This is a genomic window from Streptomyces sp. NBC_00513, assembly GCF_041431415.1.
Taxonomy (GTDB): Bacteria; Actinomycetota; Actinomycetes; order Streptomycetales; family Streptomycetaceae; genus Streptomyces.
Genome location: NZ_CP107845.1, coordinates 5559799 through 5576780, shown reverse-complemented (window position 1 = coordinate 5576780; position 16982 = coordinate 5559799). Strand labels below are relative to the sequence as shown.

Annotated in this window: 12 protein-coding genes; 2 read left to right on the top strand and 10 right to left on the bottom strand. The window is 71.2% G+C overall.

Annotated elements, in window-relative coordinates; all coding sequences use genetic code 11:
* Nucleotides 1–158: 158 nt before the first annotated feature.
* Complete coding sequence (locus tag OHA84_RS25860; RefSeq protein WP_266950187.1) at nt 159–1739, bottom strand: PucR family transcriptional regulator ligand-binding domain-containing protein; 1581 nt, start codon at nt 1737–1739, stop codon at nt 159–161.
* 215 nt (nt 1740–1954) lie between these two features.
* Nucleotides 1955–4300, bottom strand: a complete 2346-nt coding sequence (locus OHA84_RS25855) for an ATP/GTP-binding protein (RefSeq protein WP_266969578.1) — start codon at nt 4298–4300, stop codon at nt 1955–1957.
* Nucleotides 4301–4579: 279 nt separating this feature from the next.
* Between OHA84_RS25855 and gabT the strand changes: the two genes are divergently transcribed.
* The gene (gene gabT / locus OHA84_RS25850) at nt 4580–5914 is read left to right on the top strand and encodes a 4-aminobutyrate--2-oxoglutarate transaminase (protein WP_053675217.1); all 1335 of its coding nucleotides are present in this window, start codon (nt 4580–4582) and stop codon (nt 5912–5914) included.
* A 370-nt stretch (nt 5915–6284) separates the two neighbouring features.
* The gene (locus OHA84_RS25845; RefSeq protein ID WP_266969580.1) at nt 6285–6884 is read left to right on the top strand and encodes a phosphatase PAP2 family protein; all 600 of its coding nucleotides are present in this window, start codon (nt 6285–6287) and stop codon (nt 6882–6884) included.
* A gap of 76 nt (nt 6885–6960) precedes the next feature.
* Here OHA84_RS25845 and OHA84_RS25840 read toward each other — a convergent pair whose 3' ends face one another.
* The 8 genes from OHA84_RS25840 to OHA84_RS25805 form a co-directional block, all read right to left on the bottom strand.
* On the bottom strand, nt 6961–8757 hold the full coding sequence (locus tag OHA84_RS25840) for a chitinase (protein WP_266950701.1): 1797 nt from the start codon (nt 8755–8757) through the stop codon (nt 6961–6963).
* A gap of 100 nt (nt 8758–8857) precedes the next feature.
* On the bottom strand, nt 8858–9319 hold the full coding sequence (locus OHA84_RS25835) for a hypothetical protein (protein WP_053675213.1): 462 nt from the start codon (nt 9317–9319) through the stop codon (nt 8858–8860).
* Nucleotides 9320–9553: 234 nt separating this feature from the next.
* The gene (locus tag OHA84_RS25830; RefSeq protein WP_266969582.1) at nt 9554–10972 is read right to left on the bottom strand and encodes an FAD-binding oxidoreductase; all 1419 of its coding nucleotides are present in this window, start codon (nt 10970–10972) and stop codon (nt 9554–9556) included.
* Between the two features lie 21 nt (nt 10973–10993).
* The gene (locus OHA84_RS25825; protein ID WP_266950179.1) at nt 10994–11800 is read right to left on the bottom strand and encodes an ABC transporter permease; all 807 of its coding nucleotides are present in this window, start codon (nt 11798–11800) and stop codon (nt 10994–10996) included.
* Entirely contained in the window at nt 11800–12729 is a 930-nt protein-coding gene (locus OHA84_RS25820) for an ABC transporter permease (RefSeq protein WP_266950177.1), read from the bottom strand. The genes OHA84_RS25825 and OHA84_RS25820 overlap by 1 nt, the downstream gene beginning before the upstream one ends.
* Nucleotides 12726–13877, bottom strand: a complete 1152-nt coding sequence (locus OHA84_RS25815) for an ABC transporter ATP-binding protein (RefSeq protein ID WP_266950175.1) — start codon at nt 13875–13877, stop codon at nt 12726–12728. Before OHA84_RS25815 ends, OHA84_RS25820 begins: the two co-directional genes overlap by 4 nt.
* Nucleotides 13878–14012: 135 nt before the next feature.
* Nucleotides 14013–15263, bottom strand: a complete 1251-nt coding sequence (locus tag OHA84_RS25810) for a spermidine/putrescine ABC transporter substrate-binding protein (protein WP_266969583.1) — start codon at nt 15261–15263, stop codon at nt 14013–14015.
* A gap of 47 nt (nt 15264–15310) precedes the next feature.
* The gene (locus tag OHA84_RS25805; protein ID WP_266973954.1) at nt 15311–16825 is read right to left on the bottom strand and encodes a gamma-aminobutyraldehyde dehydrogenase; all 1515 of its coding nucleotides are present in this window, start codon (nt 16823–16825) and stop codon (nt 15311–15313) included.
* Nucleotides 16826–16982 lie beyond the last annotated feature (157 nt).

Genomic DNA, 16982 nt, shown 5'->3' with positions numbered 1-16982 from the left:
CCTTCGGAGTTGTGCGGTGGGGTCCTTGTCCCCACCACCGTAGGACTCCGCGGAGGATTCGTTGTTTATCCGGCATGGAGTACACGCATGCCGACCCGCGCCGCTTTGTCAGTGTCGGGGCCGCTCGCGGGGGCCGGGCGCCACTTTGCCGAGGGGGCCTAGGAGACGGTCGAGGCGGCCTTGAGGGCGAGCCAGAGTTCCATCCGGACGTCCGGGTCGTCCAGCGAGCGGCCGAGGATCTCCTCCACCCGCTTCATCCGGTACCGCAACGTGTGCCGGTGCACGCCCAGGTCCACCGCCGCCGCGTCCCACTGGCCGTGCCGGGAGAGCCAGGCCTGCAGCGAGGCCACCAGGTCGCCGCGACCCTTCGCGTCGTGTTCCCGCAGGGCCCGCAGCGTGCCGTCCGCGAAGGCCCGTACCGCGTCGTCGGCCAGCAGCGGCAGCACCGACCCCGCCGCCAGGTCCTCGTGCTCCACCATCGCCCGGCCGCGTCGCCGGGCCACGGCGAGCGCCTGGTCCGCCTGTTTGAAGGCCGCCGCCACGCCGGCGGGTCCGGCCGTGCCCGACAGCCCGATCACCAGTTCGTCGGGCTCCGGCCCGGTCGTGTCCCGGCCGCGCCGCGCCTCCAGCAGTTCCGCGTGCTCCGCACAGGCCCGTGCCGCGGAACCCGCCTCGGCCGCCAGGACCACCAGCCGCCCTTCCTCGGGCACCACCAGCAGCGCCTCGCCGGTACGGGCCGCCGCCGACTCCACCGCGTCGGCCAATTGGGCGAGACCCTCCGGTTGGGCCGTCCCCGTCAGGGCCGGCTCGGCCACCACGATCCGGAACGGGGACTCCAGGAGCGCCCCGTACAGATCCCCCGCGACGGCCAGCGCGCGCTCCGCCTCGCCGACCATCAGCATCCGCAGCACCGCGGCCCCGAGCCGGGACTCCGCGTCGTGCAGGGACCGGGACCGCTCGGTGGTGAGCGTCAGCAGGGCCACCGCCGAGTGCACGGCGTACCGCTCCGCCGTGCCCAGCGGGGCGCCGGTGCCCACCGCGAGCGCGCCCCGCGCCCGTCGCCCCGTACCCAGCGACTGGAGTTCGACGCGGTCGTCGGAGCCGCCCACCACCGCGCTCGCGGGCGCGGGCCGTTCCCGCAGCCGCTCCACGTCCGGGGTCAGCCGGGCCGCCCGGCGGGCCGCCCAGTCGGGAGCCGCCGCGACCACCGCGCCCGAGGTGTCGTACAGCGCGGCCCAGCCGTGTACGTGCGCCGCCAGCTTCGTCAGGAGTTCGGCGGGGCCGTCGGCCGACAGGGCGGCGCGGGTCAGCTCCCGCTGCGCCTCGAAACCGGCCGTCACGGCCCGGTACTGGTCGGCCGCGAGGGCCGCCGAGACCGCCTTGCTGATGGCGAGGAACGGGGTGCGGCGCGGCACCTCCAGCAGCGGCAGGTCCTCCGCCGCCGCCGCCTCGACCAGGGCCTCGGGAATCGCCTCGTAGTTGACGCCGATCGCAAAGCCGATGCCGACGACGCCGGAGGCCGCGAGCCTCCGTACGTACCGCCGCATCTCCTCGGGGTCCTCGGCGTCCAGTTTCATCGCGGTGATCAGCAGCAGTTCACCGCCCTCCATGTAGGGGACGGGGTCGGCGAGCTCGCTGACGTGGGCCCAGCGCACGGGCGTGTCGAGGCGGCCCTCCCCCGCCCGGACGCTGAGCTTGAGCGCCGAGTGCTGGACGAGCGAGGCGAGGGTGAGCGGCATCGGGTACCAGGGGCCTTAGACGGAGGAGTGGGGCGGCGAGCGGGCCGGGCACGGAGCGGGGGTGGGTCGCCGTGTCGGGCAGGGAGCCTGTCACCGGGTCCGGCGAAGGGGATTGCGCCGTGCGGGCGAAGGGTATTTCGCCGTGTCCGGCGAAGGGGATTGCGCCGTGTCGTATGAACGACTCCCCTCGATTCTGCCACCTCGTACGGGTCCGCTCAGCTCGATCCGGCCAGCCTGACCAGCAGGGGCGCGGCCCGCTCCCCCCGGACCGAGGTCAGCGAGAGCACGGCGTGGTCCGGCGGCACGGCGTGCGCCAGGTCGGACGCCGACCAGCGCTCGCGCTCCACCTGCCGCACGGTCACCGCGTCCGTGGTCACGGCCTTGCCCGTGACCAGCTTCCGGAAGGCGTGGATGGCCCGGGTCAGCGGCTGGTCGGCGAAGACCGTCCGGTGGGTGACGTCCCGCGTCTCCACCCACTCCGTGCCCCAGGCCTCGGCGAACCGCTTCCCGTCCCAGGTGGTGACCCCGGAGAAGGCCATCCGACAGCCCACCGCGCCCAGCAACGGGGTCCGCAGCCCGTCCGGCACGTCGTCGAGGGTACGCAGCGTCAACAGCACCCCCGCGTTCGCCGACCTCAGCCGCTGCACGCCGCGCACGGTCTCCGGGGTCAAGGTGTGCGAGGCGTCGTCGAAGGCCAGGAACGCGAAGAGCGAGCGGTCCGTGCGGGCCGCAACGGAGGCGTTGAACTGGGCGAGCAACAGCCGTGCCAGCATCCGCGACGCCCCGGCGTGCCCCCGCTCGGGAAGGTCCACCCGGACCCGGATGGGATGCTCCATCGCCCGTACCGAGAACGGCCGGCTCTGCCCGGAGGTGTCGAAGAACCCGTGGAAGGCGGGCCGGTCCAGCAGGGCCAGCCGGTCGGCGAGCGCCGGAGCGGGATCGCCCGGGGCCCCGCGCTGCCGGCTGCGGGCGTCGAGCTCGCGCAGCATCGCGGGCTGCCCGGCGGCCTCCAGCTCCCGGCGCAGCGCGTCCACCGCGTCACCGGCGGGATCGAGGAGGTCGCGCAGCTCCGGCACGGAGGGGAAGCGCCCGTGAGCCGTGTGGAACGGCCCGAGCAACTGGGCGAGGGCCGTCGCGGCGCGCCGCACCTCGGACCCCGGGACGTCCCCGACGAAGGCCTCGGCGAGCAGACCGGCCGCCTCGTCGGGGTCGGTGGCACCGCCGTAAAGGTCGAGGTCGTGGACGGACTCCGGATCGCCGATCCGGACCACGATGTCGTACGCCGAGTCCGGACCGAGCCGGGCACCCGCCGAACCGACGGCGACGACGGCCGCCTGCCCGGCCAGCGCCTGGAGCGCCAAGGCCTCCACGACGGGGCGGACCAGGTGACGGGTCTTGCCGGAGCCGGAGGGCCCGACCGCCACCAGCGAGGTGCCGAGCACCTCGGGATCGAGGGCGAGGGCGGTCCCGCGCCGAGCCCAGGGGTTCCGCTCCCCGTCCTCCACCGTGCCCAGCAGCACCTGCCGGGTCAGCAGATCGTGCCGCGCGGCCCGCACGGGCAGGTCCCGCGCCCCGGAGGGATGCACGCAGGCCCCCGCGCCGTTGTTCAGAACGGCGTCGGCGAAGGCCCGCGCACGCGAGGGATCGACGCGCACGGACTCCCAGGCGCGGCGGATCCGGGCATAGTCCACGTCGTTCATCCGCCCGGCCCCGATCTCCCCGCCAAGCCGATCAGCCACCTCCCCGAGCCCGGCGCCACGCAGCTCGTTGAAGGCGACGGGGTCGTCGGGGGTGGCGGGAGGGGCCTGTCGCAGCGCCTGGAACGTGTCGGCCATCGCGGGCCTGCGGGCCTGACGGACGAAGAACACGATGACGGACCCGTAAATGAGCAGGTAGAGCAAGACCGCGACGATCAGGGTCCACTGCGCACCCATTCCGTGAGGCAGATGCCCGAAGGCCAGTCCCTCGACGGGCAAGGTCTCGGTCCAGATGAGCATCATCACGAACAGGGCCGCTGCGGCAGCACCCACTCCGCGCGCCTGTGGGCCTCGAGCCGCGACGAGGCGGTCGAAGGCGAGGCCCCAGGAACCGAGTCGGCTGAACCACACGACGAGTGCGGCGGTCAGCAGGAGCATGTAGACCTGCTCGGCAGCGACGCCACGGCCGTCTTTGGCCGCACCCCCCAGCTCCCACCAGTCGCGCGGCGTGAAGAGCTTCACCGGCACGGTGGCATAGGGGATGTACCCGTTGCTCAGCAGGGACCAGAGCAGCACGCAGGCAAGGAAGGAGATGACGGCGCCACTGAGCAGCGACCGGTCCGAGGCGGGTTCGGCCTCCGCCCCTTCCCGCGGCCGGTATCCGAAGCGCCAGACACCCGGCTCGGCCTTCGGGCGTGGCGTGCGCGCCCAGTCCGCCAGCGGGGCGCCGGCCGTGCCGTGTCCGGCGCCCACCCCCGCCCCCGGCGCGTGGGTCGGTTTCGGGGGGACTCCCGGCGGGCCCGCCGGTCTCGGCACGTGGTCCGCGCGGAGCGACTGTCCCTCGTACGCACCGTCGGTGTTCATGAACCCCTTGCCCCCTGCCCGTTCACTGCACTGCGCTGCGCTGCGCGCTCAATCTAGTGGCCGCGGGCGCCCCGGGGCCCGTACCCCGTCATGATCCACACGACACGTGCCGCCGCGGCGGCAAGGCCGTCCCGGACACGCGCCGCGGCCGCCCTATGGCCGTCCCGGACAAGGACACGCGCGCACCACTCCCTAACGGAGCATGCAGGACCACCGCCCCCGGGCCTAGCCTGCGGACAAAGACACAAGTGCGTCCGAAAACACCCCCAGGAGCCCCCTATGACCGCTGTCCCGCAGGAGCGCCGCATCGTCACCGCGATCCCCGGCCCCAAGTCGCAGGAGCTGCAGGCTCGCCGCCTGGCGACGGTGGCCGGTGGCGTGGGCTCCGTGCTTCCCGTCTTCACGGCCCGCGCGGGCGGCGGCATCATCGAGGACATCGACGGCAACCGCATGATCGACTTCGGTTCCGGCATCGCCGTGACCTCGGTGGGCGCCTCCGCCGAGGCGGTCGTGCGCCGCGCCTCCGCGCAGCTCGCCGACTTCACCCACACCTGTTTCATGGTCACGCCGTACGAGGGTTACGTCGAGGTCTGCGAGGCCCTGGCCGAGCTGACCCCGGGCGACCACGCCAAGAAGTCCGCGCTGTTCAACTCCGGCGCCGAGGCCGTCGAGAACGCGGTCAAGATCGCCCGTTCGTACACCAAGCGTCAGGCCGTCGTCGTCTTCGACCACGGCTACCACGGCCGTACGAACCTGACGATGGCGCTGACCTCGAAGAACATGCCGTACAAGCAGGGCTTCGGTCCGTTCGCGCCCGAGGTCTACCGCGTCCCGGTCGCCTACGGCTACCGCTGGCCCACCGGCGCCGAGAACTGCGGTCCGGAGGCCGCCGCGCAGGCGATCGACCAGATCAGCAAGCAGATCGGCGCCGACAACGTCGCCGCGATCATCATCGAGCCGGTCCTCGGCGAGGGCGGCTTCATCGAGCCGGCCAAGGGCTTCCTCCCGGCGCTGGTGAAGTTCGCCAACGACAACGGCATCGTGTTCGTCGCGGACGAGATCCAGTCGGGCTTCTGCCGTACCGGCCAGTGGTTCGCGTGCGAGGACGAGGGCATCGTCCCGGACCTGATCACCACCGCCAAGGGCATCGCGGGCGGCCTGCCGCTCGCCGCCGTGACGGGCCGCGCCGAGATGATGGACTCCGTGCACGGCGGTGGCCTGGGTGGCACCTACGGCGGCAACCCGGTGGCGTGCGCCGGTGCCCTCGGTTCGATCGAGACCATGAAGGAGCTCGACCTCAACGCCGCGGCGAAGAAGATCGAGTCCGTCATGAAGACCCGCCTGACGGCCATGCAGGAGAAGTACGACATCATCGGCGACATCCGCGGCCGCGGCGCCATGATCGCGATCGAGCTCGTCAAGGACCCGGTCTCCAAGACCCCGTTCCCGGAGGCGGCCGGCGCGCTCGCGAAGGCCTGCCACGCCGAGGGCGTGCTCGTCCTCACCTGTGGCACCTACGGCAACGTGCTGCGCTTCCTCCCCCCGATCGTCATCGGCGAGGACCTGCTGAACGAGGGCCTGGACGTCATCGAGGCCGCATTCGCGGGCATCTGAGCGATTTCCCGAACACAGTGACCCACCCCTACCGGCGGTAACGGTCGGACACTGTGAAGAACGTGTGGGGGGCCGATGGCGGGAGCGCGATCCCGCTGCCGGCCCCCTTCGGGTTGGCGTACGGTTTCTGCAGATGAGTGAGACACCCCGCTCACGGGAAACCGAGGGCGACACCAGTACCGGGCTTCCCCAGCGCCGTATTGGGCATGCGTTCGCGCACACTCCTCACCGATCGGACAGCCGTTCGCCCCAAACCCCCCGGGGCGCCCGGCAACCCGATCCGGGCGGCCGTCCCGGAACCATCCCCCCTGTTCCGGGACGGCCGGCCACTTCTCTCGCACCCTTCTGCGCCCTCTGCGCCCTCTGCGCGGTGCTCTTCGCGCTCATCACCTGGCAGGTTCTCGCATCCGGGCCGCTGCTGGTACCCGACGAGGAGTTCAGTCGCGCCGTCGTCCGCACGGTCCCGGACTCCGTCACCGAACGTCTCTCGGACCTCGGCAACATCCCGGTCGCGCTGCCCGTCCTGGTCCTGGCCATGGCGTACGCCGCCTGGCGCGGCCGTCGCCGCGCCGCGCTGACGGCGGGGCTGGCCATGGTCGCGGTTCCCGCGTTGGTCGTGCCCCTCAAGGAGTGGACCGCCCGCCCGGGCCCCCTGGAGCCCTGGGCCGCCGGCTACTTCCCCTCCGGCCACACGGCCACCTCCCTGGTGGCGTACGTGGGCGCGGCCCTGCTGATCGCCCCGTACACGCGGCGGCGCTGGCCGGTCCCCCTCGCGCTCGCCCTGGCCGCGCTGACGGCGGCGGGCCTGATCCTGCGCGGCTTCCACTGGCCGCTGGACGTGGTGGCCAGCGCCTTGATGTGCACACCCCTGCTGCTCGTCGTCCGCCGGGCGACGGGGACCGGCGGACGACGAGGGGTCGACGGATACACCGGCCAAGAGGCTGACCGAGAGGCCGACCGGGCGGGCTGAACCCGAGCCGGAAGAGCCCGAGCCGGGAAGAGCCCGAGCCGGAAGAGCGCGGGCCGCCGACCCGCGCATCCGTCCGTCAGCCGCCGAAGTATCCGTCGAAGTTCCGGGAGAACTCCCAGCCCCCGAAGCGGTCCCAGTTGATCGACCAGGTCATCAGGCCGCGCAGGGCCGGCCAGGTGCCGTGGGTCTGGTAGGTCCCGCAGTCGGTCTTCTTCGTCAGGCAGTTCAGCGCCTTGTTCACCTCGGCCGGCGAGGTGTGGCCGTTGCCCGCGTTGGTCGTGGCCGGCAGACCGATGGCGACCTGCTCGGGGCGCAGGGCCGGGAAGACCCGGGCGGTGTTCCCGGCGACCGGGAAGCCGGTGAGCAGCATGTCGGTCATGGCGATGTGGAAGTCGGCGCCGCCCATGGAGTGGTACTGGTTGTCGAGGCCCAGGATGGAGCCGGAGTTGTAGTCCTGGACGTGCAGCAGGGTGAGGTCGTCGCGCAGGGCGTGGATCACCGGGAGGTAGGCGCCGGCGCGCGGGTCCTGGCCGCCCCAGGGGCCGGAGCCGTAGTACTGGTGGCCGAGTTGGACGAAGAAGGTCTCGGGGGCCATGGTCAGGACGAAGTCCGGACCGTACTTGGCCTTGAGGGTCTTGACGGCGGAGATCAGGTTGACGATCACCGGGGTGGTGGGGGCGCGGAAGTCGGTGTCGCCGGTGGCCAGGGAGAGCGAGTGGCCCTCGAAGTCGATGTCGAGGCCGTTGAGCCCGTACTCGTCAATGATCTTGCTGACGGAGGAGACGAAGGTGTCGCGGGCGGCCGTGGTGCCCAGCTGGACCTGGCCGTTCTGGCCGCCTATCGAGATCAGGACCTTCTTGCCGGCCGCCTGTTTGGCCTTGATGGCCGCCTTGAACTCCGCGACCGATTCGACGTTCGGGCACTCACTGACCGGGCACAGCGAGAAGCGGATGTCGCCCGAGGTCACCGAGGTCGGTTCGCCGAAGGCCAGGTTGATGACGTCCCACGACGCGGGTACGTCCGCCATCCGCACGTAGCCGGAGCCGTTGGCGAAGCTCGCGTGGAGGTAGCCGACCAGGGCGTGGGCGGGCAGTCCCGGGTTGCCCGGGTCGCCGCCTCCCCCGCCGGTGGTGGTCACCGTGACGGGGGCGCTCTTCGGGGACTCGCCCGCCGCGTTCACCGCGCTGACCTGGAAGGTGTAGGCGGTGGACGCCGTCAGGCCGGTGATCGTCGCCGAGGGGCCGGTGACGGTCGGCGCGGCGGCGCCCGCGCGGTGGACGCGGTACGACGTGGCGCCTTGCGCGGCCGCCCAGGAGAGGTTCACCGCGCTCGACGAGGCGGCGGACGCGGTGAGGCCGGTGGGGGCGGCCGGGGGCTGGGGTTGGGTCTGGCCCGGGTCCGGGCCGACGAGGGTGACGTCGTCCGTGAAGTGGGCGGGCCGGCCGTACCAGCCGTGGGTGTACACCGTCACCGAGGTGGTGGCGGCGCCCGTGCGGAAGGTGGTGCTCAACTGCTTCCAGGTGCCCGGGGTCTGCGTCCAGACGGACACGTCGGTGGTGCCGGTCCCGGACGCGCCGAGGTAGACGTACTCGCCCTGCACCCAGGCGCTGAGCGTGTACGTGGAGTCCGGCTTGACGGTGACGGTCTGGGCGCAGCGCGCGTTGTCCTGGCCGGCCGGAGTGGCCTTGAGGGCGGAACTCCCGCCGTGGACGGGGGCGGTGACGGCCGCGGCGCCGCCGCCCGGGCAGTTCCAGCCGTCGAGTCCGGCCTCGAAGCCGCCGTTGCGCGCCAGATCGGCGTCGGCGGCCGCGGCCGGCGGGCCCGCGGCGAGGAGACCGGCCACCGCGAGGGCGGCGGCCGTAAGGAGGGACAGGGTTCCGTTGGCGACCCTGCGGGGTGCGCGCACAACTGCCTCCGGTACATGGGGGGATGGAGGGGAGCGGCGCCCAAGATGGTCCAGACCAATGCTCTTGTCAAGGTGTCCGGCCCTCCTCCGCCGCGACCAGCGCCGCCGCCTCGTGCATCGCGAGCTCCAGCACCGCCGGGTCGGTGAGCGTCCCCCGGCCGTCCGGGAGCACCACCCAGCGGACCCCGCCGGTCGCCCGGCCCGGGTACGGGACGACGATCCAGGCGCCGCGCCCGACGCCCCGCACGCCCGTGCCGAGCCAGCGGGAGGCGGTGCCGGCGGGCACGAAGAAGCCCAGCCTGGACTCGCCGTCGGCGAGCACCGGGCCGGGCCGGTCGATGAGCAGGGTCAGTACGTCGAGGGTGGCCTGCCCCAGCGCCCCCGGCAGGATCAGCACGTCCCAGCGCCGGCCGGCGGGCAGGAGCGCGACCCCGAAGGGGTTGCGCTCCCATTCCCACCGGCAGGCGTCGGGATCCGGTGCCACCGACACCAGCCACTCCACTGCCGTTTTGTCCTCGGGGATCGTCATCGCCCGGTCTCCGTTCGCTGTCGCTCGGTGAAGGGTTCTCACCGGGAGAGAGCGGGGCGGGACTCGGCTATGACGCGGGTTTCGTCACCCCGTGGCAGTGAAGCGGGTCACACGGCGATCGACCGAGTGCGCCGGGGCGTGCGGCCCTCGATCAACCGACAACCCGACCAACGGACCGCCGGGTCAACCGGTCAACGGGTGAACGGGTCAACGTCCGGCCCTGCCCGCGGCGGTTCAGCTGTCGAAGCCCAGACCGAGGCGGTCCAGCGCCTTGAGCCACAGGTTCCGCCGGCCGCCGCGGGCGTCCGCTCGGGCCAGCGACCACTTCGTCAGCGTGATCCCGGTCCAGGCGAACGGCTCCGGCGGGAACGGCAGCGGCTTCGACTTCACCATCTCCAACTCGGTGCGCTCCGTGGCGGCGCCGTCCAGCAGGTCCAGCATCACGTCGGCGCCGAAGCGGGTGGCCCCCACTCCGAGTCCGGTGTAACCGGCCGCGTAGGCGACCTTGCCGGAGTGGGCGGTGCCGAAGAAGGCGGAGAAGCGCGAGCAGGTGTCGATCGCCCCGCCCCAGGCGTGGCTGAACTTCACGCCCTCCAACTGCGGGAACGCGGTGAAGAAGTGCTGCGCGAGCTTGAGGTAGGTCTCGGGGCGGTCGTCGTACTCGGAGTCGAGCCGGCCCCGGTAGGGGTAGATGGCGTCGTAGCCGCCCCACAGGATGCGGTTCTCCGGGGTGATGCGGAAGTAGTGGAACTGGTTGGCGCTGTCGCCCAGACCCTGCCGGTTCGTCCAGCCGATGGCCTTCAGCTGGTCGGCGGTGAGCGGCTCGGTCATCAGCGCGTAGTCGTACACCGGGACCGTGAGGGGTCGGATCCGCTTGACCAGCGAGGGGAAGATGTTGGTGCCCAGGGCGACCCTGCGGGCGAAGACCCGGCCGTAGGGGGTGCGGACGGCCATTCCGGCGCCCGAGGGGGCCAGGGAGAGGCCGCGGGTGTTCTCGTAGATCCGTACGCCCAGGTCCGTGCAGGCCTTCTTGAGGCCCCACGCGAGCTTGGCGGGGTTGACCATCGCCACGCCGTCGGTGTCCCACAGGCCCGCGAGGAAGGTCGGCGAGTCCACCTCGGCTCGCACCTCGTCGCGGTCGAGCCAGCGCGCACCGCCCGCCAGGCCCAGCTTCTGCGCCTCCTCGTGGAGTTCGCGCAGCTCCTCGACCTGGTGGGGCTCGGTGGCGACGTCGATCTCGCCGGTCCGCTCGAAGTCGCAGTCGATGCCGTACCGGGCGATGGCCGCCTCGATCTCGTCGAGGTTGCGGGCGCCCAACTCCTCCAGCTTGGCGAGTTCGCCGGGCCAGCGGGCCATTCCGTTGGCGAGGCCGTGGGTGAGGGAGGCGGCGCAGAAGCCGCCGTTGCGGCCGGAGGCGGCCCAGCCCGCCTCCTTGGACTCGATCAGGACGACGTCCCGCGCGGGGTCGCGCTCCTTGGCGATGAGCGCGGTCCACAGGCCGCTGTAGCCGCCGCCGATGACCAGCAGGTCGCAGGCCTCGTCGGAGGTCAGCGCCGGCAGCGCGGCCGGCTTGCCGGGGTCGTCCAGCCAGTACGAGACCGGCAGTGCGGCGGAAAGGGATTGAGCAACGCTTCGCATGGCGACTGGGGCCATGGCTTCCAACTCCCTACAGAGTTACTTGGGCTGTGCTTTCTTGCGGCGGTTCCCGACCATCTGGCCGGTGAGCACCACCAGCACCGCGATGACGAACATCGCCGTGCCGATGACGTTGATCTGCACGGGCGTACCGCGTTGGGCCGATCCCCACACGAACATGGGGAAGGTGACGGTGTTGCCCGAGTTGAAGTTGGTGATGATGAAGTCGTCGAACGAGAGCGCGAAGGAGAGCAGCGCGCCCGCGGCGATCCCGGGGGCCGCGATGGGCAGGGTGACCCGCAGGAAGGTCTGCACCGGGCCCGCGTAGAGGTCGCGGGCGGCCTCCTCCAGTCGCGGGTCCATCGACAGGACGCGCGCCTTGACGGCGGCGACGACGAAGCTGAGGCAGAACATGATGTGGGCGATGAGGATCGTCCAGAAGCCCAGCTGGATGCCCATGTTGAGGAAGAGGGCGAGCAGCGAGGCGGCCATCACGATCTCGGGCATGGCCATGGGCAGGAAGATCAGCGAGTTGACGGCGCCGCGCCCCCGGAAGCGGTAGCGGACCATCGCGAAGGCGATGGCGGTGCCGAGGCAGGTCGCGGCGAGGGTGGACCAGAGCGCGATCTGGAGCGACAGCGAGAGCGAGCCGCACAGGTCGGCGACGCCGCAGGGGTCCTTCCAGGCGTCGAGGGAGAACTCCTGCCAGGCGTAGTTGAACCGGCCGGCCGGGTTGTTGAAGGAGAAGACGGTGACGACGATGTTCGGCAGGATCAGGTAGGCGAGCGTGCAGAGGCCCGCGATCACGACGAGGTTGCGGCGGAGCCACGTGGTGGTGGTGCGCATCAGACCAGGTCCTCCGTCCCCGCTCGGCGGATGTAGATGGTGACCATGATCAGCACGATGGCCATGAGGATGAAGGACAGCGCGGCCGCCGTCGGGTAATCGAGGATCCGCAGGTACTGCGACTGGATGACGTTGCCGATCATCCGGGTGTCCGTGGAGCCGAGCAGTTCGGCGTTGACGTAGTCGCCGCTCGCGGGGATGAAGGTGAGCAGGGTCCCGGAGACCACGCCCGGCATCGAGAGGGGGAAGGTCACCTTGCGGAAGACCGTGGCGGGGCGGGCGTAGAGGTCCCCGGCGGCCTCGTGGAGGCGGGTGTCGATCCGCTCCAGGGAGGTGTAGAGCGGAAGGATCATGAAGGGGAGGAAGTTGTACGTCAGACCGCAGACGACCGCGAGCGGCGTGGCCAGCACCCGGTCGCCCTCGGTCATGCCCAGCCAGCTGGTGACGTCCAGGAAGCCGACGGAGTTGAGGACGTCCACGACCGGGCCGCCGTCGGCCAGGATCGTCTTCCAGGCCAGGGTGCGGATCAGGAAACTGGTGAAGAACGGGGCGATCACCAGCACCAGCAGAAGGTTTCTCCACCGGCCCGCCTTGAAGGCGATCAGATAGGCCAGCGGGTACCCCAGCAGCAGGCACAGGGCGGTGGCGGTACCGGCGTACAGCAGGGAGCGCAGGAACTGCGGGAGGTAGTCCGCGAAGGCGTCCCAGTACGTCTGGAAGTGCCAGGTGACCTTGAAGCCCTCTTCGAGGGAGCCCGTCTGCACCGAGGTCGAGGCCTGGTAGACCATCGGCAGCACGAAGAACACCAGCAGCCACAGGATGCCCGGCAGCAACAGCCAGTACGGGATCAGGCGCTTGCGCATCGACGGCTTGTGGACCGGGGGCTCGGTCGGGGCGGGCGCCTGGGGCGGCGCGACTGTGGTGGTCACGCGGACTCCTCGACCGTCTCGATTCCCGCGTCGATGTCCTGGGCGGCGTCGAGGCCGAAGGTGTGCGCGGGGTTCCAGTGCAGGATCACCTCGGCGCCCGGGACCAGGCGGGCGTCGCGTTCGATGTTCTGCGCGTACACCTCCAGCTCGGGGCAGACCCGGCTGTCGATGACGTACTGGGTGGACACCCCGATGAAGGAGGAGTCCGCTATTCGGCCCGCGACCTTGTTCCGGCCGGCGCCGATGGTGTGTTCCTCGTCCGCGGGTACCAGGGAGATCTTCTCGGGACGCACCCCGACCAGCAGCTTCTCGCCGGCGCGGGGTGTGGTCGAACATCGCGCGCCGGGCAGCCGGAGCTTCGTGCCGGCGCTCGACACGACGATGTCCGCGGATCCGGCCTCCAACACCTCGGCCTCGATGAGGTTGGAGGTGCCGAGGAAGTTCGCGACGAAGGTCGTCTTCGGGTTCTCGTACAGCTCGGCGGGGGCGCCGAGCTGTTCGACGCGGCCGCCGTTCATCACCGCGACCGTGTCGGCCATGGTCATGGCCTCCTCCTGGTCGTGCGTGACGTGCACGAAGGTGATGCCGACCTCGGTCTGGATCCGCTTGAGTTCCAGCTGCATCTGGCGGCGCAGTTTGAGGTCGAGGGCGCCGAGGGGTTCGTCGAGGAGCAGCACCTGGGGGTGGTTGATGAGCGCGCGGGCGACCGCCACGCGCTGCTGCTGCCCTCCGGAGAGTTGGTGCGGCTTGCGCCCGGCGAACTGGCCCAGCTGGACCAACTCCAGCATCTCGTCGACCTGCTTCTTGACGGACTTGATGCCGCGGCGGCGCAGCCCGAAGGCGACGTTCTCGGAGACGTCGAGGTGCGGGAACAGCGCGTAGCTCTGGAAGACGGTGTTGACCGGGCGCTTGTAGGGCGGCAGGTCGGTGACCTCGCGGTCGCCGAGGCTGACGGTGCCGGTGGAGGGCTCCTCCAGTCCGGCGATCATGCGCAGGGTGGTGGTCTTCCCGCAGCCCGAGGCGCCGAGCAGCGCGAAGAAGGAGCCCTGGGGGATGGTGAGGTCCAGCGGATGCACGGCGGTGAAAGAGCCGTAGTGCTTGCTGATCCCGGCGAGGCGGACGTCGCCGCCCGCGGTCTTGTCAGTCATGGGTCGCGGCCTTCGGTGGTGGTATTCGGAAGGGTGCGGGAATCGCGGGTGCCGGCGCCGGCCGGTACGTTCGGGTGCCGGCGGCGCCGCCGTGGCTGCGTGCCGGTTCCGGTGCCGAGGGGGCGGCGGGGTCGGTCAGGCGCCGATGAGCCTGGCGAACTTCTCCTCGTACGCCGTCTCTTCCTCGGAGCTGAGGGAGCGGAAGGCGTGGGACTTGGCCGTCATCGCCTTGTCCGGGACGATCAGGGTGTTCTCCGCGAGCTCGGGGTCGATCTTCGCCAGCTCGTCCTTGACGCCCTCGACCGGGCAGACGTAGCTGATGTACGCGGCCAGGCGGGCGGCGACCGGGAGTTCGTAGTAGTAGTCGATGAGCCGCTCGGCGTTGGCCTTGTGCCGGGCCTTGGTGGGAACCAGCAGGTTGTCGCTGGAGGTGATGTACCCGGCCGCGGGGATCGCGTACTTGATGTCGGGGTTCCCGGCCTGCAGCTGGATGACGTCGCCCGCCCAGGCGAGGCAGGCGGCGAGGTCGCCCTTGTCGAGGTCGGCGGTGTAGTCGTTGCCGGTGAAGCGCCGGATCTGCTTCTTGTCCACGCCCTTCTGGAGTCGACCGATGGCCTGGTCGTAGTCGGCCGTGGTGAAGTTCGCCGGGTCCTTGCCCTGGTCCAGGAGGGTCATGCCGACGCTGTCGCGCATCTCCGTCAGGAAGCCGACCCGCCCCTTGAGCGTGGGGTCGTCGAGCAGCTGGGTGACGGAGTCGACCGTCTTGCCGCCGGTGGCCTTGGAGTTGTAGGCGATGACGGTGGAGATGCCGGTCCACGGGTAGCTGTGGGAGCGGCCCGGGTCCCAGTCGGGGCTGCGGAACTGCGGCGAGAGGTTGGCGTAGGCGTGCGGGAGGCGGGCGGGGTCCAGCTTCTGCGCCCAGCCGAGTCTGATGATGCGCGCGGCGAGCCAGTCGGTGACGACGATCAGGTCGCGGCCGGTGTCCTGGCCGGCCGCGAGCTGTGGGCGGATCTTGCCGAAGAACTCGACGTTGTCGTTGATGTCCTCGGTGTACTTGACCTTGATCCCGGTCCGCTTGGCGAACTCCTCCAGGGTGGGACGGCTCTTCTCGTCGTCGCTGGTGTCCATGTACTCGGTCCAGTTGGAGAAGTTGATCTCCTTCTCCTGTTCCGAGCGGTCGTCGGACGCCGCCGCCGTGCCGTCCTGCCGTTGGGCGGGCGGGATCCCGCAACCGCTCAGGGCCGACAGGCCTCCGAGGGTGAGCGCCCCGACTCCGGAGGCGCGCAACAGCGAACGGCGGGTGAGGGCGCCGCGCCCGCTGGTGAGGCTGCGCCGTATCGCGTTGAGTTGCGGCGCCGAGAGACGCTCGGGCTCGAACTGCTCCATGGACTGTGCCCTTTCGGGTGGCAGGGCCGCCGGCGGCGGCGTCGTGGCTATCGGTCCCCGAAGATCGTGCGGTGCCAGTCCTTCGCGGCGACCGCGGTGTTGTCGTACATCACATGCTTGACCTGCGTGTACTCCTCGAAGGAGTACGAGCTCATGTCCTTTCCGAAGCCGCTGGCCTTGTAGCCCCCGTGAGGCATCTCGCTGATGATCGGGATGTGGTCGTTGATCCACACGCAACCCGCCTTGAGCTCGCGGGTGGCCCGGTTCGCCCGGTAGAGGTCCCGGCTCCAGGCGGAGGCCGCGAGTCCGTACGGGGTGTCGTTGGCCAGTGCGAGGCCCTCGTCGTCGGTGTCGAACGGCAGGACCACGAGGACCGGCCCGAAGATCTCGGACTGGACGACCTCGCTGTCCTGGGCCGCGCCGGAGATCAGGGTCGGCCGGTAGTACGCCCCGCCGGCCAGGTCTCCCCCGGGGCTCTCGCCGCCGGTGACGACCGTGGCGTAGGAGCGGGCGCGTTCGACGAACCCGGCGACCCGGTCGCGCTGGGCGTGCGAGACCAGCGGGCCGAGGTCCGTGGTGGGCGCGAACGGGTCCCCGAGGCGGACGGTCTCCATCAGCTCGGCGACCCGCGCGACGAAGGCGTCGTGCAGGGGGCGCTGGACGTACGCGCGGGTGGCGGCGGTGCAGTCCTGGCCGGTGTTGATGAGGGAGGCGGCGACGGCGCCGTGCGCGGCGGCCTCCAGGTCGGCGTCGTCGAAGACAAGGAAGGGGGCCTTCCCGCCGAGCTCCAGGTGGAGCCGCTTGACGGTGGCGGTGGCGATCTCGGCGACCCGCTTGCCGACGGCGGTCGAGCCGGTGAACGAGGTCATGACGACGTCCGGGTGTCCGACGAGGTGCTCCCCCGCCTCCCGGCCGGCGCCGGTGACGATGTTGATCACGCCGTCGGGCAGGCCCGCGTCCTTGGCCGCCTGGGCGAACATCAGGGAGGTCAGCGGGGTCAACTCGGCGGGCTTCAGCACGATGGTGTTGCCCGCGGCGATGGCCGGGAGGATCTTCCATGCGGCCATCTGGAGCGGATAGTTCCAGGGGGCGATGGAGCCGACCACCCCGATGGCCTCGCGGCGCACGTAGGAGGTGTGGTCGCCGGAGTACTCGGCGGCGGCCTGGCCCTGGAGGTGGCGGGCGGCGCCCGCGAAGAAGGCGGTGTTGTCGATGGTCCCCGGTACGTCGAACTCCGTGGACAGCTTGAGCGGCTTGCCGCACTGGATCGACTCGGCGTGGGCGAAGTCGTCGGCCTGCTCGGCCAGTACGGCGGCCAGCCGGTGCAGCGCGTCCGAGCGCTCCCCGGGGGTGGCGGCGGACCAGGCCGGGAAGGCCCTCTTGGCGGCGGCCACGGCCTCGTCCACGTCCGCGGTGCCCGCGAGTTCGTAGGTGAGGACCTCGTCGCCGGTGGCCGGGTCGATCACGGTGTGTGACTGACCGGAGGTGCCGGCCCTGAGCCTGCCGTCGATGTACTGCGCGCCGTCCGCGAAGCGGTCCTTGACCTGGAAGCGGTTGCCCATCACGCTCTCACGCTCTCCGTAGCTACAGTTCGGACTACAGCCCGAATTGAGTGCCGATCCTGACAGAGGCAAGGGCCTCGGCCAAGTGATTCCGTTGTTGCCTTTTGATTACGCGACGGAATCGGTCGACCATGTGTCGAGGCGCGCCGGAAATCCC